The sequence below is a fragment of the Pseudomonas sp. TH49 genome (assembly GCF_016650625.1).
GTDB classification, from domain to species: domain Bacteria; phylum Pseudomonadota; class Gammaproteobacteria; order Pseudomonadales; family Pseudomonadaceae; genus Aquipseudomonas; species Aquipseudomonas fluorescens_H.
The window spans coordinates 361,133-378,920 of record NZ_JAEKFL010000002.1 but is presented as its reverse complement, the minus strand read 5'-3'; the positions used below and the strand labels follow the sequence as shown (position 1 = coordinate 378,920).

Below are 17,788 nucleotides of genomic sequence, written 5' to 3'. Positions count from 1 at the left end.
CAGCATTGTTTCAAAAGACCTATCGCTATCGCGAGCAGGCTCACTCCTACAGGGGATTATGGGCTGGCAATCAGATCGGGCTGGCGACTTTGGTCGCGGTAATGACGCCTCCTTCCACCGGACTCTGCGCCTTGCACGCCTGACTCAACGTCAGCGACTTGGTCTCCGGCGCCCACGCCCACGACAGCCATGCGCCAATCGCCAGGATCGCCGCAAGAATGCCCATGGTCGGACTGAGGCCGATCCCCGCCACACTCACCGGCAACAGAAAGGTGCTGATCGCCGAGCCCAGACGACTGACCGCCGTCGCCAGACCAATGCCGCTGGCGCGGACTTCGGTGGGGAAGCTCTCGGCCGGGAACACCCCGACCAGATTGCTCACTGCCGACAGCACCAGGGTAAACACGCCGAACACCAGCACCATCAGCCACGCTGCACTGCCCGGCAACACCGCCAGCAGAAACAGCGCCACCGCGAGGATGATGAACGAGTTGATCAGGAAGCCGCGACGGCTGAACTTGATCGTGCACCAGATGCCGATCAACGCGCCGAGGATCAGCAGCATGTTCAACATCAGTTCGGTGCCGAAGCCTTCGGCCAGGCCCATCTTCTGCAGGATCGACGGCAAAAAGGTGTAGATCGCAAAGTACGGCATCACGATGCAGACGAAGAACAGGCAGTTGAACGCCGTGCGCTTGCGGTACTCACGACTGAACAGCACCGCATAGCCGGAACGGGTTTCCGTGGTGCGGGTTTCATCCAGTTCGACATTGTCACCCAGATGCTTTTTGACGATCGCCCGCGCCTCGGCGATGCGCCCCTGATTGACCAGCCAGCGCGGCGATTCCGGAGTGCCGATGCGGGCGATCAGAATCAGCGCCGCCGGGATCGCCGACGAAGCAAGCATCCAGCGCCAGGCATCGTCGCCAAGGCTGAGCATGGCCGTCCCCACGAACGTAGCGGCGACGTAACCGAAGGTCCAGATCACGCTGAACGAACCGAGCAACACACCGCGATGTTTCTTCGGCGAGAACTCCGCGAGCATCGCGTGACCGACGCTGAAATCGCCGCCCAGGCCAATGCCGATCAACACCCGGCAAAGGAACAGGCTCATCGCGCTTTCGACGTAGAACTGCATCACCGAGGCGATGGTGATCAGCACGAAGCTGACGAGGAAGATTTTCTGCCGGCCGACCTTGTCCGAGATCCAGCCGAAAAACAGACTGCCGAGAAACAGCCCGATCAACGCCGATGCGCCGATCAATCCCTGCCAGAACGCATCCAGGTGCATCTGCGGGCTGAGCAAGGTGAAGGCGATACCGATCAGGCCGAGGATGTAGCCGTCGGTGAAGTGTGCGCCGAAGGTCAGTCCGGCGATCTTGAGGTGAAACCGGCCGATGGGCAGGTCGTCGATTTTTACCGGTTGAGCGGACATGTTCGTCTCCAATTGTTGTTATTGACGGAGAAACGCAGAGCTCTTGCTTGGTTTATGTGGGAGCGGGCTTGCTCGCGAATGCGGTGTGTCAGTCACCATTTGCTCCAACTGATACAACGCTTTCGCGAGCAAGCCCGCTCCCACATGGAGATCTCGGTGGGGGTCAGAGACCACCCATCAACAGGTATTTGATCTCCAGATAGTCATCCAGTCCGTACTTCGAACCCTCGCGCCCAAGGCCCGATTCCTTGATGCCACCGAACGGCGCCACTTCCGTGGAAATGATCCCTTCGTTGATCCCGACCATGCCGGCTTCCAGCCCTTCGGCCATGCGCCAGACCCGACCGATATCGCGGCTGTAGAAGTACGCCGACAAACCGAACGGCGTGTCGTTGGCCCGCGCCAGTACTTCGGCTTCATCCTTGAAGCGGAAACACGCGGCCACCGGGCCGAAGGTTTCGTCCTGGGCGATCAGCATGTCGCCGTTGACTTCGGTGAGGATGGTCGGCTCATAAAAGGTGCCGCCAAGTGCGTGACGACGACCGCCACACAACAGCGTGGCGCCCTTCTCAAGGGCATCGCTGACATGGCTTTCGACCTTGGCCAATGCGGCGGTGTTGATCAGCGGGCCTTGCTCGGTTTCATCGTCCAGCGCACTGCCGACGCGCATCGCCGCAACCGCTTCGGCAAGCTTGCCGGTGAAGGCTTCGTAGACGCTGTCCTGAATGAAGAAGCGATTCACGCACACGCAGGTCTGCCCGGTGTTGCGGAATTTCGAGGCCATCGCGCCTTTGACTGCCGCGTCCAGATCGGCATCGTCGAAGACGATGAACGGCGCGTTGCCACCCAGTTCCAGCGAGACTTTTTTCAGGGTGTCGGCAGCCTGGCGCATCAGCAGTTTGCCGGTGCGGGTCGAACCGGTGAACGACAGTTTGCGCACGATGCTCGATGCTTGCAGCGCACCGCCAATCGCCACCGCATCGCCGGAAACGATGTTGAACACGCCTGCCGGAATACCCGCCTGTTCCGCCAACACCGCCAGGGCGAACGCCGACAATGGCGTCTCCTCGGACGGTTTGAGAATCATCGTGCAACCGGCCGCCAACGCCGGGCCGACCTTGCGGGTGACCATCGCCAACGGGAAGTTCCACGGGGTGATCGCCGCGACCACGCCAATCGCTTCCTTGACCACGATGATCCGCGCATCGGCCTTGTGGCTGGGGATCACGTCGCCATAGGCACGCTTGGCTTCCTCGCCGAACCACTCGAGGAAACTCGCGGCATAGACCACTTCACCCATGGCCTCGGCCAGCGGTTTGCCCTGCTCGCGACTGAGCAGCGTCGCAAGTTCCTTCTGGTTGGCGAGCATCAGATCGCTCCAGCGTTTCAGGCGCTGGCTGCGCTCCTTGGCGGTGAGCTTGCGCCACGCCGGCAGCGCACGATTGGCGGCATCGATAGCCAGATTAGTCGCCTCGGCGCCATCCTTTTGCACCTCGGCAATCAGTTCGCCATTGGCCGGGTTGCGCACCGCATAGGTCGCGCCGCCCTGCCCCCACTGGCCGTCGATGAAGTGGCCGTGACGGATCAGATCGCTCATGCCACCGCTCCCTGCAAAGTGAAGCGCTCCAGCCCCGGACGCGCGGTGCGCAGGATGCGTTTGCCGGCGGTGTAATCGTTGATCACGTCGCACGGGGTGTAATTGCGCTCCAGTTCGTGCAACTCGTCGGCATCCAGCTTGGTTTCCAGCGCTGCCAGGGCACTGTCGAACTGCGCCGTGGTGTCCGCGCCGACCAGCATGCAATCGACGCCCGGATGGTTGGCCACCCACGCCTGGGCGATCTGCGCGTTCGACACGCCACGGGCGCGGGCCACGCGTTGTACCGAATGCGCGATTTCGAAAGAGGCTTCGTCGCTGTACATCTGCTGGGTGAAGAAGTCGGTCTGGTTGCGGGTCGACTGCACGTCGCCGGTCAGCAGGCCGCGCGCCAGCGGACTGAACACCGAGACGCCGATGCCCTGATCGCGGCAGAACGGAATCATCTCGCGCTCTTCTTCGCGATAGGCACAGTTCAGTTGCAGCTGCATGTTGATCGGCTTGACCCAGCCATTGCGCTCGCAGGCCATGAGGATCTTCGCCAGTTGCCCGGTGAGCATGGTCGACACGCCGATGTAGCGGGCCTTGCCGGAGCGCACGATATCGTTCAATGCCGACATGGTTTCCTCGACCGGGGTGTTCACGTCGAAGTAATGCAGCATGAACACGTCGACGTAATCCATGTCCAGACGCTTCAGCGAGGCATCGATGCTGTCCATGATGTGTTTGCGCGAATGGCCGCTGGCATTGATCCCGCTGCGGGTGCCATAGCCGACCTTGGTGGTGATCACCAGGTCTTCGCGACGGGCCAGACGCTTGACGATGCGCCCCACCACTTCCTCGCCGACGCCGGCAGAATAGAAGTCCGCCAGGTCGATGAAATTCACGCCGTTGTCCAGCGCGTGAGCGACGATCGGCTCGCTCTGTTTTTCGTTGAAGATCCACGGTTTCCAGTCCGGGGTGCCCATGTTCATGGTGCCCAGGCACAGGCGGGAAACTTGCAGGCCGGAGTTGCCCAAACGGATGTATTGCATGGCGCGGACCTCAGGCTTTTGGCGTGTAGAAAGGGTTGCTGATGTGGTTGACCACATCGGCCAGTTGCGCGGTTTCCGGCTTGCCGGTCAGGGCGGCGCGGATCGCGGTGCGGCAGGCGTTGTAGTTGTTCAGGTACACCGCATCGAGGTCGTCGCAGGCCGGGTTGACCCAGTTGGCGGTAACGATGGCCCACTCGTCTTCGGCTTCCGGCGGCAAGGTGCCGTCGAGCAGTGCTTCGAGCACGGCTTTGGCGATCCCGGCCTGCGAGGCGCCCCAAGTGGCGTTGCCGTGCAGGTCACTGCTGATTGCGGCCTTGTTCACATACAGGGTCATCGGCTTGACCGGGATGTTCGGCTGGGCGATCACCATGAACGGGCAATGGCCCTGACTTGGCGACGCCAGGCTGTTGGCGAACGCCTGCCCGGCCGGGCCGTTGCGCGGGCCGATCAGAATGTTGATGTGTGCGGCGTTCACGCCCGGGCCTTCGAAACCTTCACCGATGTACAGGTCGAGTTCTTTCATCAGTCATTACTCTTGTGCGATACGAGGGATGTTCGATAGCTCACACGGGCCGAATGGCCGGTGCGCTCAATAACGGGCGTGGGGAGGTGCGGCGGGGAAAATGGGACATGGCTGCAAACGCTCTCTGGTTGTTATTGATGAGCTGTGTTTGCGATTTTTTAACACCGGGGCTGGTGCGGGCTGTAACCATTAAAAATCATGGGGCCATGAGTTTTGCTCATAGCCTGGGGGCGCAGCATCGCGGCCTGCGTGAAAAGCAAAAAAAAGCAGAAACCGACGATACGGTTTCTGCTTTTTTTACGGCTGGCTGCTAAAACTGAAGCGATGCGTCAGAGGCAGTCACGCACCGATTTGCGCAACGACCCGGACTTGGCCCATGGCGGCCCCTGATACAACGAGACCCGGCTGCCGTCCTTGTATTTGATGATGTCGAGAATCTCGTCAGCGGTGACGAGGCTCGGCGCCTTGATCCGGTAGCCGTTGGAAATGGAGGTCTGCGTGGTCTTCGGAATGTCCTGCTGCCACAATGGCAACAAGCACGCGGCATAGTCTTTAGGCGCTTTGGTGGTGGTCTTGCTGAGATTTGGCTCGCCCGGTACCAGCGACGCTGGCAATGAGCAACCTGCCAGTAATGCCAACGCCAAAATCCCGATCCATATCCGCATGGTGTTTCCCTGATCTGAAAAAAAGCGAATGTAACGTGTAACCGGGTGTACATCCACAGCGGACCACGCCCATACGGGGAATTGGACAAATATTTACATACGTTCCGCCGGGTGACAGACGAGCTGTAAAACATCGCCCGGAAATGCGGCTACTCTGTTCTACCGAGAATGTTCCGGAGGTGATCATGCGGCTCAATGAATACGAACACGAACTTCAGCGCGACCTGCAAGCCGTTGCATCGGATCTGAGATGGTCGGCGGTCGACCTCAAACGCATTGCCGAACAGCTGCGCAAGAATGGCAATGAAGCGGATGCCCAGGCGGTCCTGAGGTCTTGCGAGGTGCTGCAGAGTGATGAAGAACGATTGCAGTCATATGCCAAGGAAGTGAAAACCCGCTCCATCAGCCGAACCAAAGTTCACTGATACCGACCTTGCCCTCAACAAGAGCCCCGGCAAGTACCGGGGCTCTTTCGTTACATTTGCATCAACTCGCGGTGTGACTTCGCGCCCGCGCCAAGCGTTGTCTGTAGCCCGGCAACGCAGCGGCATAGGCCATTGATTCTTCTCTGCTACCAAACGATGCAAGCCGCACGCCCTGGCTGCAAACCGCCACGGGCCGTTACTTCGCAGCCAGCGATGTGCCAAATCGCTGGCACTTTCAGCCACGCCAAACGCTCAAAAAACCCGAGGGAACCTATAAACCGGGGCCCGGCTCGAATATTGCAGTTTTGTTTCATTAATGTGGCAAGCAGTGAACAGGTAACAGATGAAAGTACGCGCAACCGTCATTTGCGAGCAGGAACGACACGTTCTCCTGGTGCGCAAACCCCACTGTCGCTGGACATTGCCCGGCGGCAAGGTCGAGCCTGGGGAAACCAAGGCCGCAGCGGCGATGCGCGAGTTGCAGGAAGAAACGGCGCTGAAGGCCGAGCAAATGTTGTATCTGATGGAACTGCGCAGTGGCAGCACCCAGCATCATGTCTACGAGGCCTCAGTGCCCGATCTTGAGCAGTTGCGCCCGCAAAACGAGATCACCGAGTGCATCTGGCATCCGCTGGACGCGGTGCAGAATCTGCCCACCAGCGACGCGACGTTGCGCATCGTGCAGGCGTTTCAGCGGCGCTTGTAAGGTTTCAACCGGCGAATGCCCGGCGCCCGGCGCTCATTTCCGTGCGCAATTCACCAATGAAGTTGGAAATATCGCGGATCGTCACCAGATGTTCCGGCGACACGCCATTGAGCAACAACTCGACTCGACCGGAGTCAGGCTCGTAGACCTTGATCCGCAGCAGTCCCTGCTCCACTTGTGTGCATTCGCATTCAAGCGACGGAAAGCCGGATTCGACAATCCGGCAAATGTCGGCAATGGCTAGCATGAGCGCACGCCTCGCAGGCGATGAGTCGGTCGACCCGATGAGCATAGATGAGCCGTCGGCAACCTGCCGCCCCGGCAACTGCCAACCCGATCACATTTTCAGCGCAGGCTCAGTGGGCATCGCGATCCCAGATCCAGTTCCACATCCCCGGCAATTGCACCGCATCCGAACTTTGCTGAACCGTGCGCGCCAACGCCGCTTTCTGCAGCGCCGCGCGATCATCGTAGAACGGTTTGTCCGCCAGCCTCACACCAGTGGCGGCGGCACTGTCGAGCAGGATCTGCAGGTATTCGCGGGTGTGCCGCGCGGTGTAACGGTTGAGGTCATGAAAGGTCACCACCACCGGAATCACCCCGTCCACGGTAGGGAATTCGCCGAGGGCAATTCGCTCGCGGACTTCCGATAGCTGGCGCAGCATGTTCGCCCGACGTCGGGGGCTGGCATTGAAGCCCCAGATCTTGCCGTCGTTGGCGCTCAAATCGGTCAGCAATACATGCAGGCCGTGCTGTTGATAAGCGGCGAAGGTGCGCTTGTCGTAATTCCAGAATGGCGGGCGCAGCAGGATCGGCGCAGCGCCGGTAATCGCGGCGATATCCGCCGTGCCGTTGCTCAACGACTGCTCCAGCTCTTGCGGATCGAGCGAGCGATGATTGGTGTGCCAATGGGTGGCGGTGTGGAATCCGAGGATGTGCCCTTCGGCGTGCTCGCGCCGCATGATCCCGCGACCGATTTCACTGTTGCCCGCACGCGGCGCACGGGTCTGGACGAAGAACACCGCTTTGATGTCCGGTTGCACCGGGTTGACCTTCAGGCTGTCGAGCACTGTCGCCGAAGGGTTCCAGAAACTCGAAGCGCTAGGGCCGTCATCGAAGGTCAGCAGAAAGCGCACCGGTGCCTGGGCCTTGAGCCGGGTTTCGGTTTGTGCGGTCATCTCGATGGGCGCGGCAATGCAGCCGGCCAACCCAAACGCGATGGCCGCTGCACAGATAAGTTTGAACGCGTATTTCATGTTTTGCCTTTCGCCTGACCCTTGCGGCCCTGTTGTCGACTGGCAAAACCCCCTCGCCCTGATCCATCCCTGCACCCGGCCTCGCGAGCCAAGTCTGGATAGGGTACACAGGCTTTGGTTACGGCGCTCGCTCAGTCGGCCAATGCCCGCTGAAACGAGGTATCGATGACCCCGGCGGTAGCCAGCGGCGCCGGCAGTGCCTTGACCTTGAACAGGAAGTCCGCGGTGCCCTGCAGGTCTGCCGCCGCCTGTTGATCCACCGGCCCGACGGTCATGTGCGCCTGGCGCAACCAGTGTCGCGAAACTTCCTGATCGAGGTTGGCCTTCTTCGCCCACAAGTCTGCGTATTCGTCGGTATGGCTGTCGACCCAGGCTCGAGCGCGCTTCAAACGTCCTAGAAAATCGGCAATCGTTGCACGCTTGCTGTCGATCGACGGCGCCGACGCGGCAATCGCGCTGAGGCCCGGCATCAGGTTTTTCGCGGTGAGAATCGGCCGCGCACCGGAGAACACGATTTGCTGGGAGATGTACGGTTCCCACACCGGGAAGGCATCAATGCTGCCCTGCGGCAACGCAGCCGCCGCATCGATCGGCATCAGCTTGACGAAATCGACGTAATTTTCCGGCAGACCGCCCTGCTCCAGGGCACGCAAGGTCAACTGCTGACTCCAGGCGCCGGGCCAGTAGGCGACTTTCTTGCCCTTCAGATCAGCAATGGTTTTCACCGGCGAATCTTTCGGCACCAGTAACGCGATGGTGTCCGGGTTTTGTCGCGACACTCCGATCAGTTTTACCGGCGCCTGTTTGGCGGCGAGAAACAGGAAACCCGAATCGCCCAGAAAACCCAGATCCAGCGAGCCGGTCTGCAACGCCTCGGCCAATGGCGCAGCGGCCTGGAAGTGCTTCCAGTCAACGGTATAAGGCGCGTCCTTCAACACGCCCGAGGCTTCCACCGAGGCGCGAATGTTGTAGTAGTTCTGATCACCGACATGCAGTACCAACGGCTCGGCGGCGTATGCAAGCGGTGCGGCGAACAGGGCGATCATCAGTGTGCTGCGGAGCAAACGGGAGAGCTTCATGGGAGGTCCTGCGACGGGATTTTTCATAGACCATAACGCTCTTGATAAACCAATTTTAAATTCGATTAATGCATAAGCTCAGTGCTCCGAATGCTCACTGTCCGCTGCGCAACAGTGCGATACCACAGTGTTGCCCAAGCAACAGTTGAAAGGCGCCAAAACGGCTGAAAACCCCGTAACCATTGGCCAAAACGCACATGGCACAGAGCCTGCAATATTCCATTCATGCAGGACGCAGCCGATAAAAATATATTTTTGGACATAAAAAACAGTGCCTTCGCCGGAGCGCCCCCATGACATCGTTCTTTCCGTTTGCCCGCCTCAAAACGCTGCTGGTCGCCAGCGCCGTGGCATTGAGCCTGCAACCTCTGGCCCACGCCACCGAAGCCCCTCCCGCCGAGGTGCATCTGGATTACGCCTACTACTCCCCCGTGAGTCTGGTGCTCAAGCATTTCGGTTTTCTCGAAAAGGCTCTGCCACAGACCAAAGTCAGCTGGGTGCTTAGCCAGGGCAGTAACCGTTCGCTGGAATATCTGAACAGTGGTGGCGTCGATTTCGCCTCCAGCGCCAGCCTTGCCGCTGTGCTGAGCCGGGCCAACGGTAGCCCGATCAAATCGGTCTACGTCTACAGCCGCGCTGAATGGACTGCACTGGTGGTGCGCAAGGATTCGCCGTACCAGAGCGTCGCCGATCTCAAGGGCAAGAAAATCGCCGCCACCAAAGGCACCGATCCGTACCTGTTCACTTTGCGCAGCCTGCAACAGGCCGGGCTGAAGAAAGACGACGTGGAGCTGGTGCACCTGCAACATCCGGACGGCCGCACCGCGCTGGAAAAAGGCGATGTCGACGCCTGGGCCGGGCTCGACCCGCACATGGCCGCCAGTCAAGTGCAGGCCGGTTCGCGTCTGCTGTATCGCAATCCGGCGTTCAACAGCTACGGCGTGGTCAGCGTCACCGAGCAGTACGCCAAGGAGCATCCGCAAACCATCGACACGGTGATCAAAGCCTACGAGCAGGCGCGCGAATGGGCGCTGAAAAATCCCGAAGCGTTCGCCGCGCTGCTCGCCAAAGAGTCCGGTTTGCCGCTGGACGTGGCCAAACTGCAACTGTCGCGCACTGACCTGAGCAGCCCGCAACTGACCGCCAACGACGTGCAGGCCTCGAAGGCGGCGGCACCGATTCTGGTCTCTGAGGAACTGGTGCGGCGTGGGGTGAATGTCGATCAAGTCATCGATCAGTTGCTCGACAGCGGTGTGCAACAAGCCGTCGCCCGCCAGTAATCGACCAGACTCACAGCCCATCCGCGCCAGTTGCGGATGGACTGTGAGTGGAGCCAACGTATGACCACTCGCAGTAACGAACTGCCGGCACCTCGCAGCTTGTCGAGGCCCCGCCCTCCTCTCCACCCGACATGGCGCCGGCGCCTGAAGGGCCTGGCCCTGCCGCTGCTGATCGTGATCGCCCTGGAATTCATCGTGCGCATCGGCTGGCTACCGTCCTATCAGATGCCCGCCCCGAGCGAGATTGCCCTGACCCTCACCGACCTCGCCGAAGGCGCACTGTGGAAACACATCGGCGCGAGCCTGATCCGCGTGTTGCTGGGATTTGCGATTGGCGCCAGCCTCGCGCTGGTGTTTGCCGCCTGGGTCGGCCTGAGCCGTGAGGCCGAGGCGTATCTGGAACCGACGTTCGCCGCCCTGCGTTCGATTCCGAGCCTGGCCTGGGTGCCGCTGTTGCTGCTGTGGCTGGGCATCGACGAAACCTCGAAAATCGTGCTGATCGCCATCGGCGCGTTTTTTCCGGTGTACGTCAACGTGGTCGCGGCGATTCGCAACATCGATCGCAAACTGGTCGAGGTCGGGCATATCTATGGTTTCAGCCGCTGGCAACTGGTGCGGCGGATTCTGCTGCCCGCCGCCCTGCCCGGCCTGTTCACCGGGCTGCGCAGCGGCATGAGTCTGGCGTGGATGTTTCTGGTGGCCGCCGAGCTGATCGCCGCGACCAAGGGCCTGGGTTATCTGCTCAGCGACGGCCGCGAAACCTCGCGACCGGACATCGTGCTGGCGGCGATCATCGTGCTCGCCCTGCTCGGCAAACTCAGCGACGGCCTGCTCGCCATGCTTGAACGCCGCTGGCTGGCCTGGCGCGATACGTTCACCGGTCAGGAGGCGCAGGATTGATTGGCCGCAGCCAACTAAGCTGAAAGCGTCCAACCGGAGATTCAGCGCATGTGCGGAAGACTCTCGCAGTACCGTGGCATTCACGACTTTGTCGCGGTGCTGAGCATCCCCGATGCGCTGATCAATCATGTCGGCGATGCCGCGTTGGAGCGATATAACGCAGCCCCCACCACGTCACTCGCGGTCCTTCATCAACATGATCAACAGCTGTATGCCGACAACCTGCGCTGGGGCTGGCGCCCGCATTGGGCCAAGGACCGCGCCGCACCGATCAACGCGCGGGTGGAGAAAGTCGCCCACGGCCCGTTCTTCCGCGCGATCTGGCGCCATCGACTGATTGTGCCGATCGACAACTGGTTCGAATGGGTCGATACCGAGGAAAAACTCCGCCAGCCGTGGCTGATTCGACGAGCGGATAATGGGCCGATTTTCTGCGCTGCCATCGGTCAACTGCCGACACCCGATGCACCAGCACGGGAGGACGATGGTTTTGTGATCATCACCGCCGACAGTGCCGGTGGCCTGCTCGATATTCACGATCGGCGTCCGATCGTACTCTGCGCCGAACTCGCCCGAGAATGGCTGGACCCGGCCACGCCCGTCGAGCGCGCCGAACAGATGTTGCTGTTCGAAGGTGAAAACAGCGAAACGTTTCTGTGGCACAAAGTCAGCAAAGCGGTGGGCAACCCACGCAATCAGGGTGCCGAACTGATTCAAGCGCTGCCCTAAATAATGGTCGCCATGGCACGTGTATTAAATGTCGCAACGGTCGAAACCTTCGGCGGTGTCTACACATGACCTGCGTCACCATGCAAGTGAAACTGTTTCTTTACACTTAATGTTTCAATATCGATACATCAATTGAAGCAGTCGTTTGATTAAAACCAACCGCTTGTCTGACTCTTCAATCAGCTTAGATACATTTTGTAGCACTACGGATAGCATGCGCGCCGCATTTCCGTTTGGCATACCAGTTGACCAAAGAGTCAACAAAAAACCAGGAATCCCCTACAACTTTTACAAGCCTTGCAGAGAACTAAGTTGCGCGACGATTTTGCAATCAAACAGGCCAACGGCCTGGAGTGTATCTATCTGTCCATGACAGAACGCTTTCAACTCGACTGTTTTATCGGCCACTACATCAAGACCCGAAACCTGCGCTCAGTTCCCGACATTGAACGTATCTTGCGCACCACCCTCAAGAATTATCCCGGCCATCCGCCGGTGATGGTCAACGAGCTCAATGCCTGGATCGACAAAACCCTGGGATATCGGGCTGCACACCCCGATTTCACGCAGTTGGAAGATCTTTGAACCCAAGAAAAAACCCCGCACTGGCGGGGCTTTTTCGTATCTGATCGATCAAGGCTTCAGATCAGGCCATGACAGCTCTTTGCCATCATCGTGTTTCCACGTTTGTTCTTTGCGTTTTTCACGCTCGATCTCTTCTTCGCTCGGCTCATCGACATCTTCGTCTTCATCTGGACGTTCTTGCTCGGTCGTCATGCGCACCCCCGCTTGTATAAAAAGACTGTACATCCTTAAAGCGTAGAACAATTTTACCCGTCCAACTTACAGCCACCAGCGCAGCAAAAAGAAGAACGCCATGCTCAATAGCATGCTCAGCAAGGTATTACGGGTATAGATAACCAAACCTACTGCCACTAATGAACTAAGCAGGTACGGGTTATCCCACTGCAAATTCAGCTGTTTGTCCGGCATGAACACGATCGGCCCGCAAATCGCCGTGAGCATGCCCGGTACGGCAAACCCGAGAAACTGCCGAGCATTACTGCTCAAACGTACCGGCAGGCGCGGTTCAAGAAACACGTAACGGTTGAGGAACACCAGAATCCCCATGCCGAAAATCACTGCCCAGACCATCATGTGCGCCCCCGATACAGCTTGTTGCAGACAAATCCTGCGGTCATCCCGGCCAGCCCTGACAACACCAGCGCCGAGCCCCACTGCCAATAGCTGAACAACACCGAGCAGAACAAAGACACGGCCACGCACACCACGGTCGGCACGTTACGCACCACCGGGGTGATCAACGCGATGAAGGTGGCGGCAATCGAGAAGTCCAGCCCCAGGTGCTCAAGCCCCGGAATGCTGCTGCCCAGGACGATGCCGGCCAGGGTGAAGAGGTTCCAGGCGATATAGAACGTCAGGCCGACGCCCAATGCGTACCAGCGATTGAACTGCTGACGGTCATGCTGGCTGGTCAGGGCGAACAGCTCATCGGTGAGCAAAAAGCCCAGGCCGATGCGCCAGCGTCCGGGCAGCGGCGAAATCACCGGGCGCATGCTCATCCCGTACAGCAAGTGCTGCGAGGTCAGCAGCAGCGTGGTCAACAGAATCGAGAAAATCCCGGCACCGCCCTTGAGCATGCCGATCGCCACCAGTTGCGCGGCCCCCGCGAACACGATGCTCGACAGGCCCTGCCCCTGTAACGGCGTGAGATTGGCTTCAATCGCCATGGAGCCGGCCAGCAGCCCCCACGGCGCCGTCGCCAGTGATAACGGCATGATCGCCGCAGCGCCGCGAAGAAACGCACGGCGCGGCATAAGTGAGTCAGACATAACGCTCTTCAACCGAGGAAACGGTCGCAGACTCTGCCAGCAAATGCACTGTCGCGGCTTGAACAATCTTGCGCACTTGCGCTAAATCTCCGCGCCCCGGTGCGACTGTCGGCGTAGCATGGGAGCCTTCACAACCGCGTCAGGGAGACGACATGCTGTACCGAATCGCAGCCGACGGGCTGGTGCTGTTCCATCTGTCATTCATTCTGTTCGTGCTGTTCGGCGGGCTGCTGGTACTCAAGTGGCCACGCTTGATGTGTCTGCATCTGCCGGCGGCCGCGTGGGGCGTGGCAGTCGAGGTGTTGCACCTGACCTGTCCGCTGACCTACTGGGAAAACCTGATGCGCCACGCCGCCGGGCAGACCGAATACGCCGGCGGCTTCATCGAGCACTACGTCTGGCCGATCATCTACCCCGCCGGCCTGACGCCGCAGATCCAGTTGGCGCTGGGCAGCGTGGTGCTGGTGATCAACCTGCTGGTCTACGGGCGCCTGCTGCGGCGCTGGCAACTGCGCCGCGCCAGCCGTATTCCGTTTTAACGCGTGGCGGGTTTCAAGGCTTGCAGCCAGGCCGGATCCAGGCGCTTCTGGTCGATCTCCAGACCCAGCGCCTGCATCCGCTCCTTGTGCGCCTCGACTTCCCGATGTAATTGCGCATGATCGCTGGAGTTACCGTCCAGTTCGTGCATCTGGGTCAGCCCCAGATGATAGAAGCGCAGCACCTTCATCGCGGTCGGATCGTTCTGCTCCACCGCCGCCGTCACCTGATGCATCACGTTGGTCACGCTCATCAGGCTGCGCTTGAGCCGCCAGCTATAGACCGCCGGGGCCATCCAGGTCTGATGCCAGAACTGCCCGCGCATCAGCGCCGCCGTCAGCAGGAACGCGACGAACACCCCGCCGACATTGAAGCGCAGATTGTCGCCGCCGGGTTCGCCGAACAGCGCCACCGCCGCTGTCGAAAGCACCATCGCCAACACCAGAAACAGCACGGCAATGATCAGCGTGCTGCGGCGGGTCTGCTGGCGAAACGTTGCTGGGTCCATCGGCTGGATCTCGAACATCGGGCATGACTTCCTTGAGCGATAAAAAGGGCAACGGAAAAAACTCGCCGACGCATTATCGCCTCTATCGTAATGCTGTTCACTTAAGCATTTGAGTCTCAGCAGGGCTTACTTGAAAATCCGATGCCAGACCTCTGGCATCGGATTTTTTATGTCTGTTCAGCAAGACCTGCTCGACCTTGGCGATCTTTTTAACTTCTGCGATCTGAGTACCTTTACCCAACATATTCCGGTTGAGTGGGTAGCGTCTGCACTGGATCTCTCCAGTCAGGCGACCATTCGCCGACGTCGCTTGCCCGCCGATCAAGTGCTTTGGCTGGTACTCGGCATGGCGCTGTTTCGTGACGAGCCGGTCCACGAAGTGGCCAGGCGTTTGAACATTTGTGCCCAAGGGCTGGCCTCTGACCAGCTATTAGCACGAAGCGGTGTAACCGAAGCGCGTAAGCGGCTCGGTGCCGATCCTGTTGAATGGTTATTTCGCAAGACAGGTCATCAATGGGGCGCGGAGCGTTATACCGATGATGCTTGGCAGGGCCTGCAAGTGTTTGCAGTGGACGGTGCGCTTTTGCGTACTCCGGATACGCCCGAACTTCGAGATCATTTCGGGTCGGGAAACACCCGGACCGAGCGCCAGACTCCGTTCCCCATGCTGCGCTTGGTGGCGTTGATGAATGTGCGTTCGCACGTAATCCTGGATGCCCAATTGAGCCCTTACCGACGCAGTGAAATGCGCTTGGCCGACGAGTTTTTGCAGCAGGTTCCCGATCACTCGGTGACGTTATTCGATAAAGGGTTCTGGGGTGCCGAACTACTGTCGAATCTGAATAAAGCCGGTACACATCGGCACTGGTTGATTCCAGCCAAAAAAGGCACGGTTTGTGAGGAAGTGGCTCGTTACAACCCGCATGATCGCCTGGTGCGCATGAAGGTCTCACCGCAAGCCAGAGCCCGAAATCCGGCCCTCTCAACACATTGGGAGGCCCGCGAAGTCAGCTATGAAATTCAAGGCAAACTCAAGACAGTCATGACGTCACTGCCGGCGAGCACCTACAGCACCGAAGCCGTTGCCCGGCTTTATCAGGAACGCTGGGAAATCGAGTTAGGCTTCAGAGACATCAAAAGCTCAATGCAGCAGAACGCAGTGACCTTGCGTAGCAAAAAAGTCGACTTGATCTATCAGGAAGTCTGGGGACTGTTGCTGGCTTACAACGTGGTTCGTCGGGAAGCCAGTCAAGCGGCAGTTGCATTGGGTCGCCTCCCTTCGGACATCCGCTTCAAACCAGCCTGTCAGTACATCGCGGTCCAACTGATCGTAATGGCAGCAGCCAATCCGATTTCAGCGACAGGGAGGCGGCTATCAGAGTTGAGGGCAGGTATTGGAGGATTGTTTCTGGATCACCGCCCAAGGCCTTCGAGACCTAGGACGGTGAAAATTTCAAAGACCCGGTTTCCTGTGGATCGTAAGGCTGCTCCACTTAAGTGAACAGCATTACGCCTCTATCGGGGATTTAGCTATGCTGGGGGCCCTTTTCATCTTTTCAGCGTCCAACGGGGGACATGGCGGTACAGCGCAGATCGTGCCATCTTCATTCATGGATACACACTATTCGGATGCCATTTGCCTGCCACTGGAATGACATCGTTTTAAGGATCATTGCATGACCCAACGACACGTAATCAATGCCTCGGTCAGCCCGAAAGGCAGCCTGGAAACCCTTTCTCAACGTGAAGTTCAGCAACTGAGCGAAGCCGGATCCGGCAGCACCTACACCCTCTTCCGCCAGTGCGCCCTGGCCATCCTCAATACCGGCGCGCATGTCGACAACGCCAAGACTATCCTCGAAGCCTACAAGGACTTCGAAATCCGTATTCACCAGCAGGATCGCGGCGTGCGCCTCGAATTGCTGAACGCCCCGGCCGACGCCTTCGTCGACGGTGAAATGATCGCCAGCACCCGCGAGATGCTGTTCAGCGCCCTGCGTGACATCGTCTACACCGAAAATGAACTCGACAGCCAACGCATCGACCTCAGCTCCTCGCAAGGCATCAGCGACTACGTCTTCCACCTGCTGCGCAACGCGCGCACCCTGCGTCCGGGCGTCGAGCCGAAAATCGTCGTGTGCTGGGGCGGTCACTCGATCAACACCGAAGAATACAAATACACCAAGAAAGTCGGCCACGAACTGGGCCTGCGCAGCCTCGATATCTGCACCGGTTGCGGCCCCGGCGTGATGAAGGGCCCGATGAAGGGCGCGACCATCGCCCACGCCAAACAGCGCATCCACGGCGGTCGCTACCTCGGCCTGACCGAACCGGGAATCATCGCCGCCGAAGCGCCGAACCCGATCGTCAATGAGCTGGTGATCCTGCCGGACATCGAAAAACGTCTGGAAGCGTTCGTGCGTGTCGGCCACGGCATCATCATCTTCCCGGGCGGCGCCGGCACCGCCGAAGAGTTCCTGTACCTGCTGGGCATCCTGATGCACCCGGACAACGCCGGCCTGCCGTTCCCGGTGATCCTGACCGGGCCGAAACATGCCGCGCCGTATCTGGAACAACTCGACGCGTTCGTCACCGCCACCCTCGGCGATGCGGCGAAGCAGCACTATCAGATCATCATCGACGACCCGGCCGAGGTCGCGCGGCAGATGACTGCCGGCCTCAAAGCGGTGAAGCAGTTCCGCCGCGAGCGTAACGACGCGTTCCACTTCAACTGGCTGCTGAAGATTGACGAGAGCTTCCAGCGTCCGTTCGATCCGACCCACGAGAACATGGCCAATCTGAAACTGCACCGCGACCAGCCGCCCCACGAACTGGCGGCCAACCTGCGCCGGGCGTTTTCCGGGATCGTTGCCGGCAACGTCAAGGACAAGGGCATCCGCTTGATCGAAGAACACGGGCCGTACCAGATCCGTGGTGACGCGGCGATCATGCAACCGCTCGACGCGCTGCTCAAAGCCTTCGTCGCCCAGCATCGGATGAAACTGCCGGGCGGCGCGGCGTATGTGCCGTGCTATCGCGTGGTGGCGTAACTTTTCAGCCGCCGCATCGGCCAATGTGGGAGCGGGCTTGCTCGCGAAGAGGCCGTGTCAGTCAACAACAATGTTGCCTGACACACCCCTTTCGCGAGCAAGCCCGCTCCCACAATTGTTTTGAGGTCAATCCGATGCTGCCAATCAGCCTTTGTTTCTGACACAAAAGCCCCGTACATTCCTCACGACAGCCACCACCGGCCCGTACTAAGCT

The 17,788-nt window shown here is 59.6% G+C and carries 22 protein-coding genes and 1 pseudogene; 10 read left to right on the top strand and 13 right to left on the bottom strand.

Annotation, left to right across the window (positions count from 1 at the left end; genetic code table 11):
- Window positions 1-70: 70 nt before the first annotated feature.
- From JFU48_RS19145 to fae, 4 genes are all read right to left on the bottom strand, one after another.
- Window positions 71-1,435 carry an MFS transporter gene (locus JFU48_RS19145; RefSeq protein ID WP_201137317.1) on the bottom strand — a complete coding sequence of 455 codons (1,365 nt, stop codon included), beginning with the start codon at window positions 1,433-1,435 and terminating at the stop codon, window positions 71-73.
- 163 nt (window positions 1,436-1,598) lie between these two features.
- Window positions 1,599-3,032 (bottom strand): NAD-dependent succinate-semialdehyde dehydrogenase, encoded by a 1,434-nt coding sequence (locus JFU48_RS19140; RefSeq protein WP_201137316.1) that lies wholly within the window; start codon window positions 3,030-3,032, stop codon window positions 1,599-1,601.
- On the bottom strand, window positions 3,029-4,063 hold the full coding sequence (locus JFU48_RS19135; RefSeq protein WP_201137315.1) for an aldo/keto reductase: 1,035 nt from the start codon (window positions 4,061-4,063) through the stop codon (window positions 3,029-3,031). Before JFU48_RS19135 ends, JFU48_RS19140 begins: the two co-directional genes overlap by 4 nt.
- A gap of 10 nt (window positions 4,064-4,073) precedes the next feature.
- Window positions 4,074-4,586 (bottom strand): formaldehyde-activating enzyme, encoded by a 513-nt coding sequence (fae, locus tag JFU48_RS19130; RefSeq protein ID WP_008043405.1) that lies wholly within the window; start codon window positions 4,584-4,586, stop codon window positions 4,074-4,076.
- A 107-nt stretch (window positions 4,587-4,693) separates the two neighbouring features.
- On the opposite strand from fae, the gene JFU48_RS19125 reads away from it, so the two are divergent.
- The gene (locus JFU48_RS19125) at window positions 4,694-4,900 is read left to right on the top strand and encodes a hypothetical protein (RefSeq protein WP_201137314.1); all 207 of its coding nucleotides are present in this window, start codon (window positions 4,694-4,696) and stop codon (window positions 4,898-4,900) included.
- 15 nt (window positions 4,901-4,915) lie between these two features.
- Here the strand turns inward: JFU48_RS19125 and JFU48_RS19120 are convergent, their stop codons facing one another.
- Window positions 4,916-5,251: a hypothetical protein gene (locus JFU48_RS19120; protein ID WP_103484181.1), complete on the bottom strand. Its 336-nt coding sequence runs from the start codon at window positions 5,249-5,251 to the stop codon at window positions 4,916-4,918.
- 185 nt (window positions 5,252-5,436) lie between these two features.
- Here JFU48_RS19120 and JFU48_RS19115 point away from each other — a divergent pair, with 185 nt between their 5' ends.
- Entirely contained in the window at window positions 5,437-5,676 is a 240-nt protein-coding gene (locus JFU48_RS19115; protein ID WP_003225914.1) for a hypothetical protein, read from the top strand.
- 61 nt (window positions 5,677-5,737) lie between these two features.
- Here the strand turns inward: JFU48_RS19115 and JFU48_RS30005 are convergent.
- A pseudogene (locus JFU48_RS30005) lies at window positions 5,738-5,919 on the bottom strand (DUF2188 domain-containing protein).
- A 100-nt stretch (window positions 5,920-6,019) separates the two neighbouring features.
- On the opposite strand from JFU48_RS30005, the gene JFU48_RS19110 reads away from it, so the two are divergent.
- Window positions 6,020-6,382 carry an NUDIX hydrolase gene (locus tag JFU48_RS19110; RefSeq protein ID WP_103484182.1) on the top strand — a complete coding sequence of 121 codons (363 nt, stop codon included), beginning with the start codon at window positions 6,020-6,022 and terminating at the stop codon, window positions 6,380-6,382.
- 4 nt (window positions 6,383-6,386) lie between these two features.
- Here JFU48_RS19110 and JFU48_RS19105 read toward each other — a convergent pair whose 3' ends face one another.
- The 3 genes from JFU48_RS19105 to JFU48_RS19095 form a co-directional block, all read right to left on the bottom strand.
- Window positions 6,387-6,629 carry a DUF1652 domain-containing protein gene (locus JFU48_RS19105; protein WP_003225919.1) on the bottom strand — a complete coding sequence of 81 codons (243 nt, stop codon included), beginning with the start codon at window positions 6,627-6,629 and terminating at the stop codon, window positions 6,387-6,389.
- A gap of 109 nt (window positions 6,630-6,738) precedes the next feature.
- Window positions 6,739-7,638, bottom strand: a complete 900-nt coding sequence (locus JFU48_RS19100; protein ID WP_201137313.1) for a polysaccharide deacetylase family protein — start codon at window positions 7,636-7,638, stop codon at window positions 6,739-6,741.
- A gap of 131 nt (window positions 7,639-7,769) precedes the next feature.
- Complete coding sequence (locus JFU48_RS19095; protein WP_201137312.1) at window positions 7,770-8,717, bottom strand: ABC transporter substrate-binding protein; 948 nt, start codon at window positions 8,715-8,717, stop codon at window positions 7,770-7,772.
- Window positions 8,718-9,010: 293 nt separating this feature from the next.
- Between JFU48_RS19095 and JFU48_RS19090 the strand changes: the two genes are divergently transcribed.
- The 4 genes from JFU48_RS19090 to JFU48_RS19075 all read left to right on the top strand — a co-directional run bounded on the left by JFU48_RS19090 (window position 9,011) and on the right by JFU48_RS19075 (window position 12,211).
- A complete protein-coding gene (locus JFU48_RS19090) occupies window positions 9,011-9,997 on the top strand; it encodes an aliphatic sulfonate ABC transporter substrate-binding protein (protein WP_201137311.1) in 987 nt (328 codons plus the stop codon).
- A 60-nt stretch (window positions 9,998-10,057) separates the two neighbouring features.
- The gene (locus JFU48_RS19085) at window positions 10,058-10,897 is read left to right on the top strand and encodes an ABC transporter permease (protein WP_201137310.1); all 840 of its coding nucleotides are present in this window, start codon (window positions 10,058-10,060) and stop codon (window positions 10,895-10,897) included.
- Window positions 10,898-10,945: 48 nt separating this feature from the next.
- Complete coding sequence (locus JFU48_RS19080; RefSeq protein ID WP_201137309.1) at window positions 10,946-11,626, top strand: SOS response-associated peptidase; 681 nt, start codon at window positions 10,946-10,948, stop codon at window positions 11,624-11,626.
- A 312-nt stretch (window positions 11,627-11,938) separates the two neighbouring features.
- Window positions 11,939-12,211 carry a hypothetical protein gene (locus JFU48_RS19075; protein WP_103484188.1) on the top strand — a complete coding sequence of 91 codons (273 nt, stop codon included), beginning with the start codon at window positions 11,939-11,941 and terminating at the stop codon, window positions 12,209-12,211.
- A 48-nt stretch (window positions 12,212-12,259) separates the two neighbouring features.
- On the opposite strand, the gene JFU48_RS19070 is transcribed toward JFU48_RS19075, so the two are convergent.
- The 3 genes from JFU48_RS19070 to JFU48_RS19060 all read right to left on the bottom strand — a co-directional run bounded on the left by JFU48_RS19070 (window position 12,260) and on the right by JFU48_RS19060 (window position 13,479).
- On the bottom strand, window positions 12,260-12,403 hold the full coding sequence (locus JFU48_RS19070; RefSeq protein ID WP_177434724.1) for a hypothetical protein: 144 nt from the start codon (window positions 12,401-12,403) through the stop codon (window positions 12,260-12,262).
- 66 nt (window positions 12,404-12,469) lie between these two features.
- Window positions 12,470-12,781 carry an AzlD domain-containing protein gene (locus JFU48_RS19065; RefSeq protein ID WP_177434727.1) on the bottom strand — a complete coding sequence of 104 codons (312 nt, stop codon included), beginning with the start codon at window positions 12,779-12,781 and terminating at the stop codon, window positions 12,470-12,472.
- The gene (locus JFU48_RS19060; RefSeq protein WP_135296056.1) at window positions 12,781-13,479 is read right to left on the bottom strand and encodes an AzlC family ABC transporter permease; all 699 of its coding nucleotides are present in this window, start codon (window positions 13,477-13,479) and stop codon (window positions 12,781-12,783) included. Before JFU48_RS19060 ends, JFU48_RS19065 begins: the two co-directional genes overlap by 1 nt.
- 152 nt (window positions 13,480-13,631) lie before the next feature.
- Here JFU48_RS19060 and JFU48_RS19055 point away from each other — a divergent pair, with 152 nt between their 5' ends.
- A complete protein-coding gene (locus tag JFU48_RS19055) occupies window positions 13,632-14,018 on the top strand; it encodes a DUF2784 domain-containing protein (protein WP_201137308.1) in 387 nt (128 codons plus the stop codon).
- Here the strand turns inward: JFU48_RS19055 and JFU48_RS19050 are convergent.
- The gene (locus JFU48_RS19050; RefSeq protein WP_201137307.1) at window positions 14,015-14,542 is read right to left on the bottom strand and encodes a DUF3087 domain-containing protein; all 528 of its coding nucleotides are present in this window, start codon (window positions 14,540-14,542) and stop codon (window positions 14,015-14,017) included. The genes JFU48_RS19055 and JFU48_RS19050 overlap by 4 nt on opposite strands.
- Before the next feature lie 151 nt (window positions 14,543-14,693).
- Here JFU48_RS19050 and JFU48_RS19045 point away from each other — a divergent pair, with 151 nt between their 5' ends.
- Together JFU48_RS19045 and ppnN are read left to right on the top strand one after the other, a co-directional pair.
- Window positions 14,694-16,025 carry an IS4 family transposase gene (locus JFU48_RS19045; RefSeq protein WP_201136773.1) on the top strand — a complete coding sequence of 444 codons (1,332 nt, stop codon included), beginning with the start codon at window positions 14,694-14,696 and terminating at the stop codon, window positions 16,023-16,025.
- Between the two features lie 175 nt (window positions 16,026-16,200).
- Entirely contained in the window at window positions 16,201-17,574 is a 1,374-nt protein-coding gene (ppnN, locus tag JFU48_RS19040) for a nucleotide 5'-monophosphate nucleosidase PpnN (RefSeq protein ID WP_003225941.1), read from the top strand.
- The last annotated feature ends 214 nt before the right edge of the window (window positions 17,575-17,788 follow it).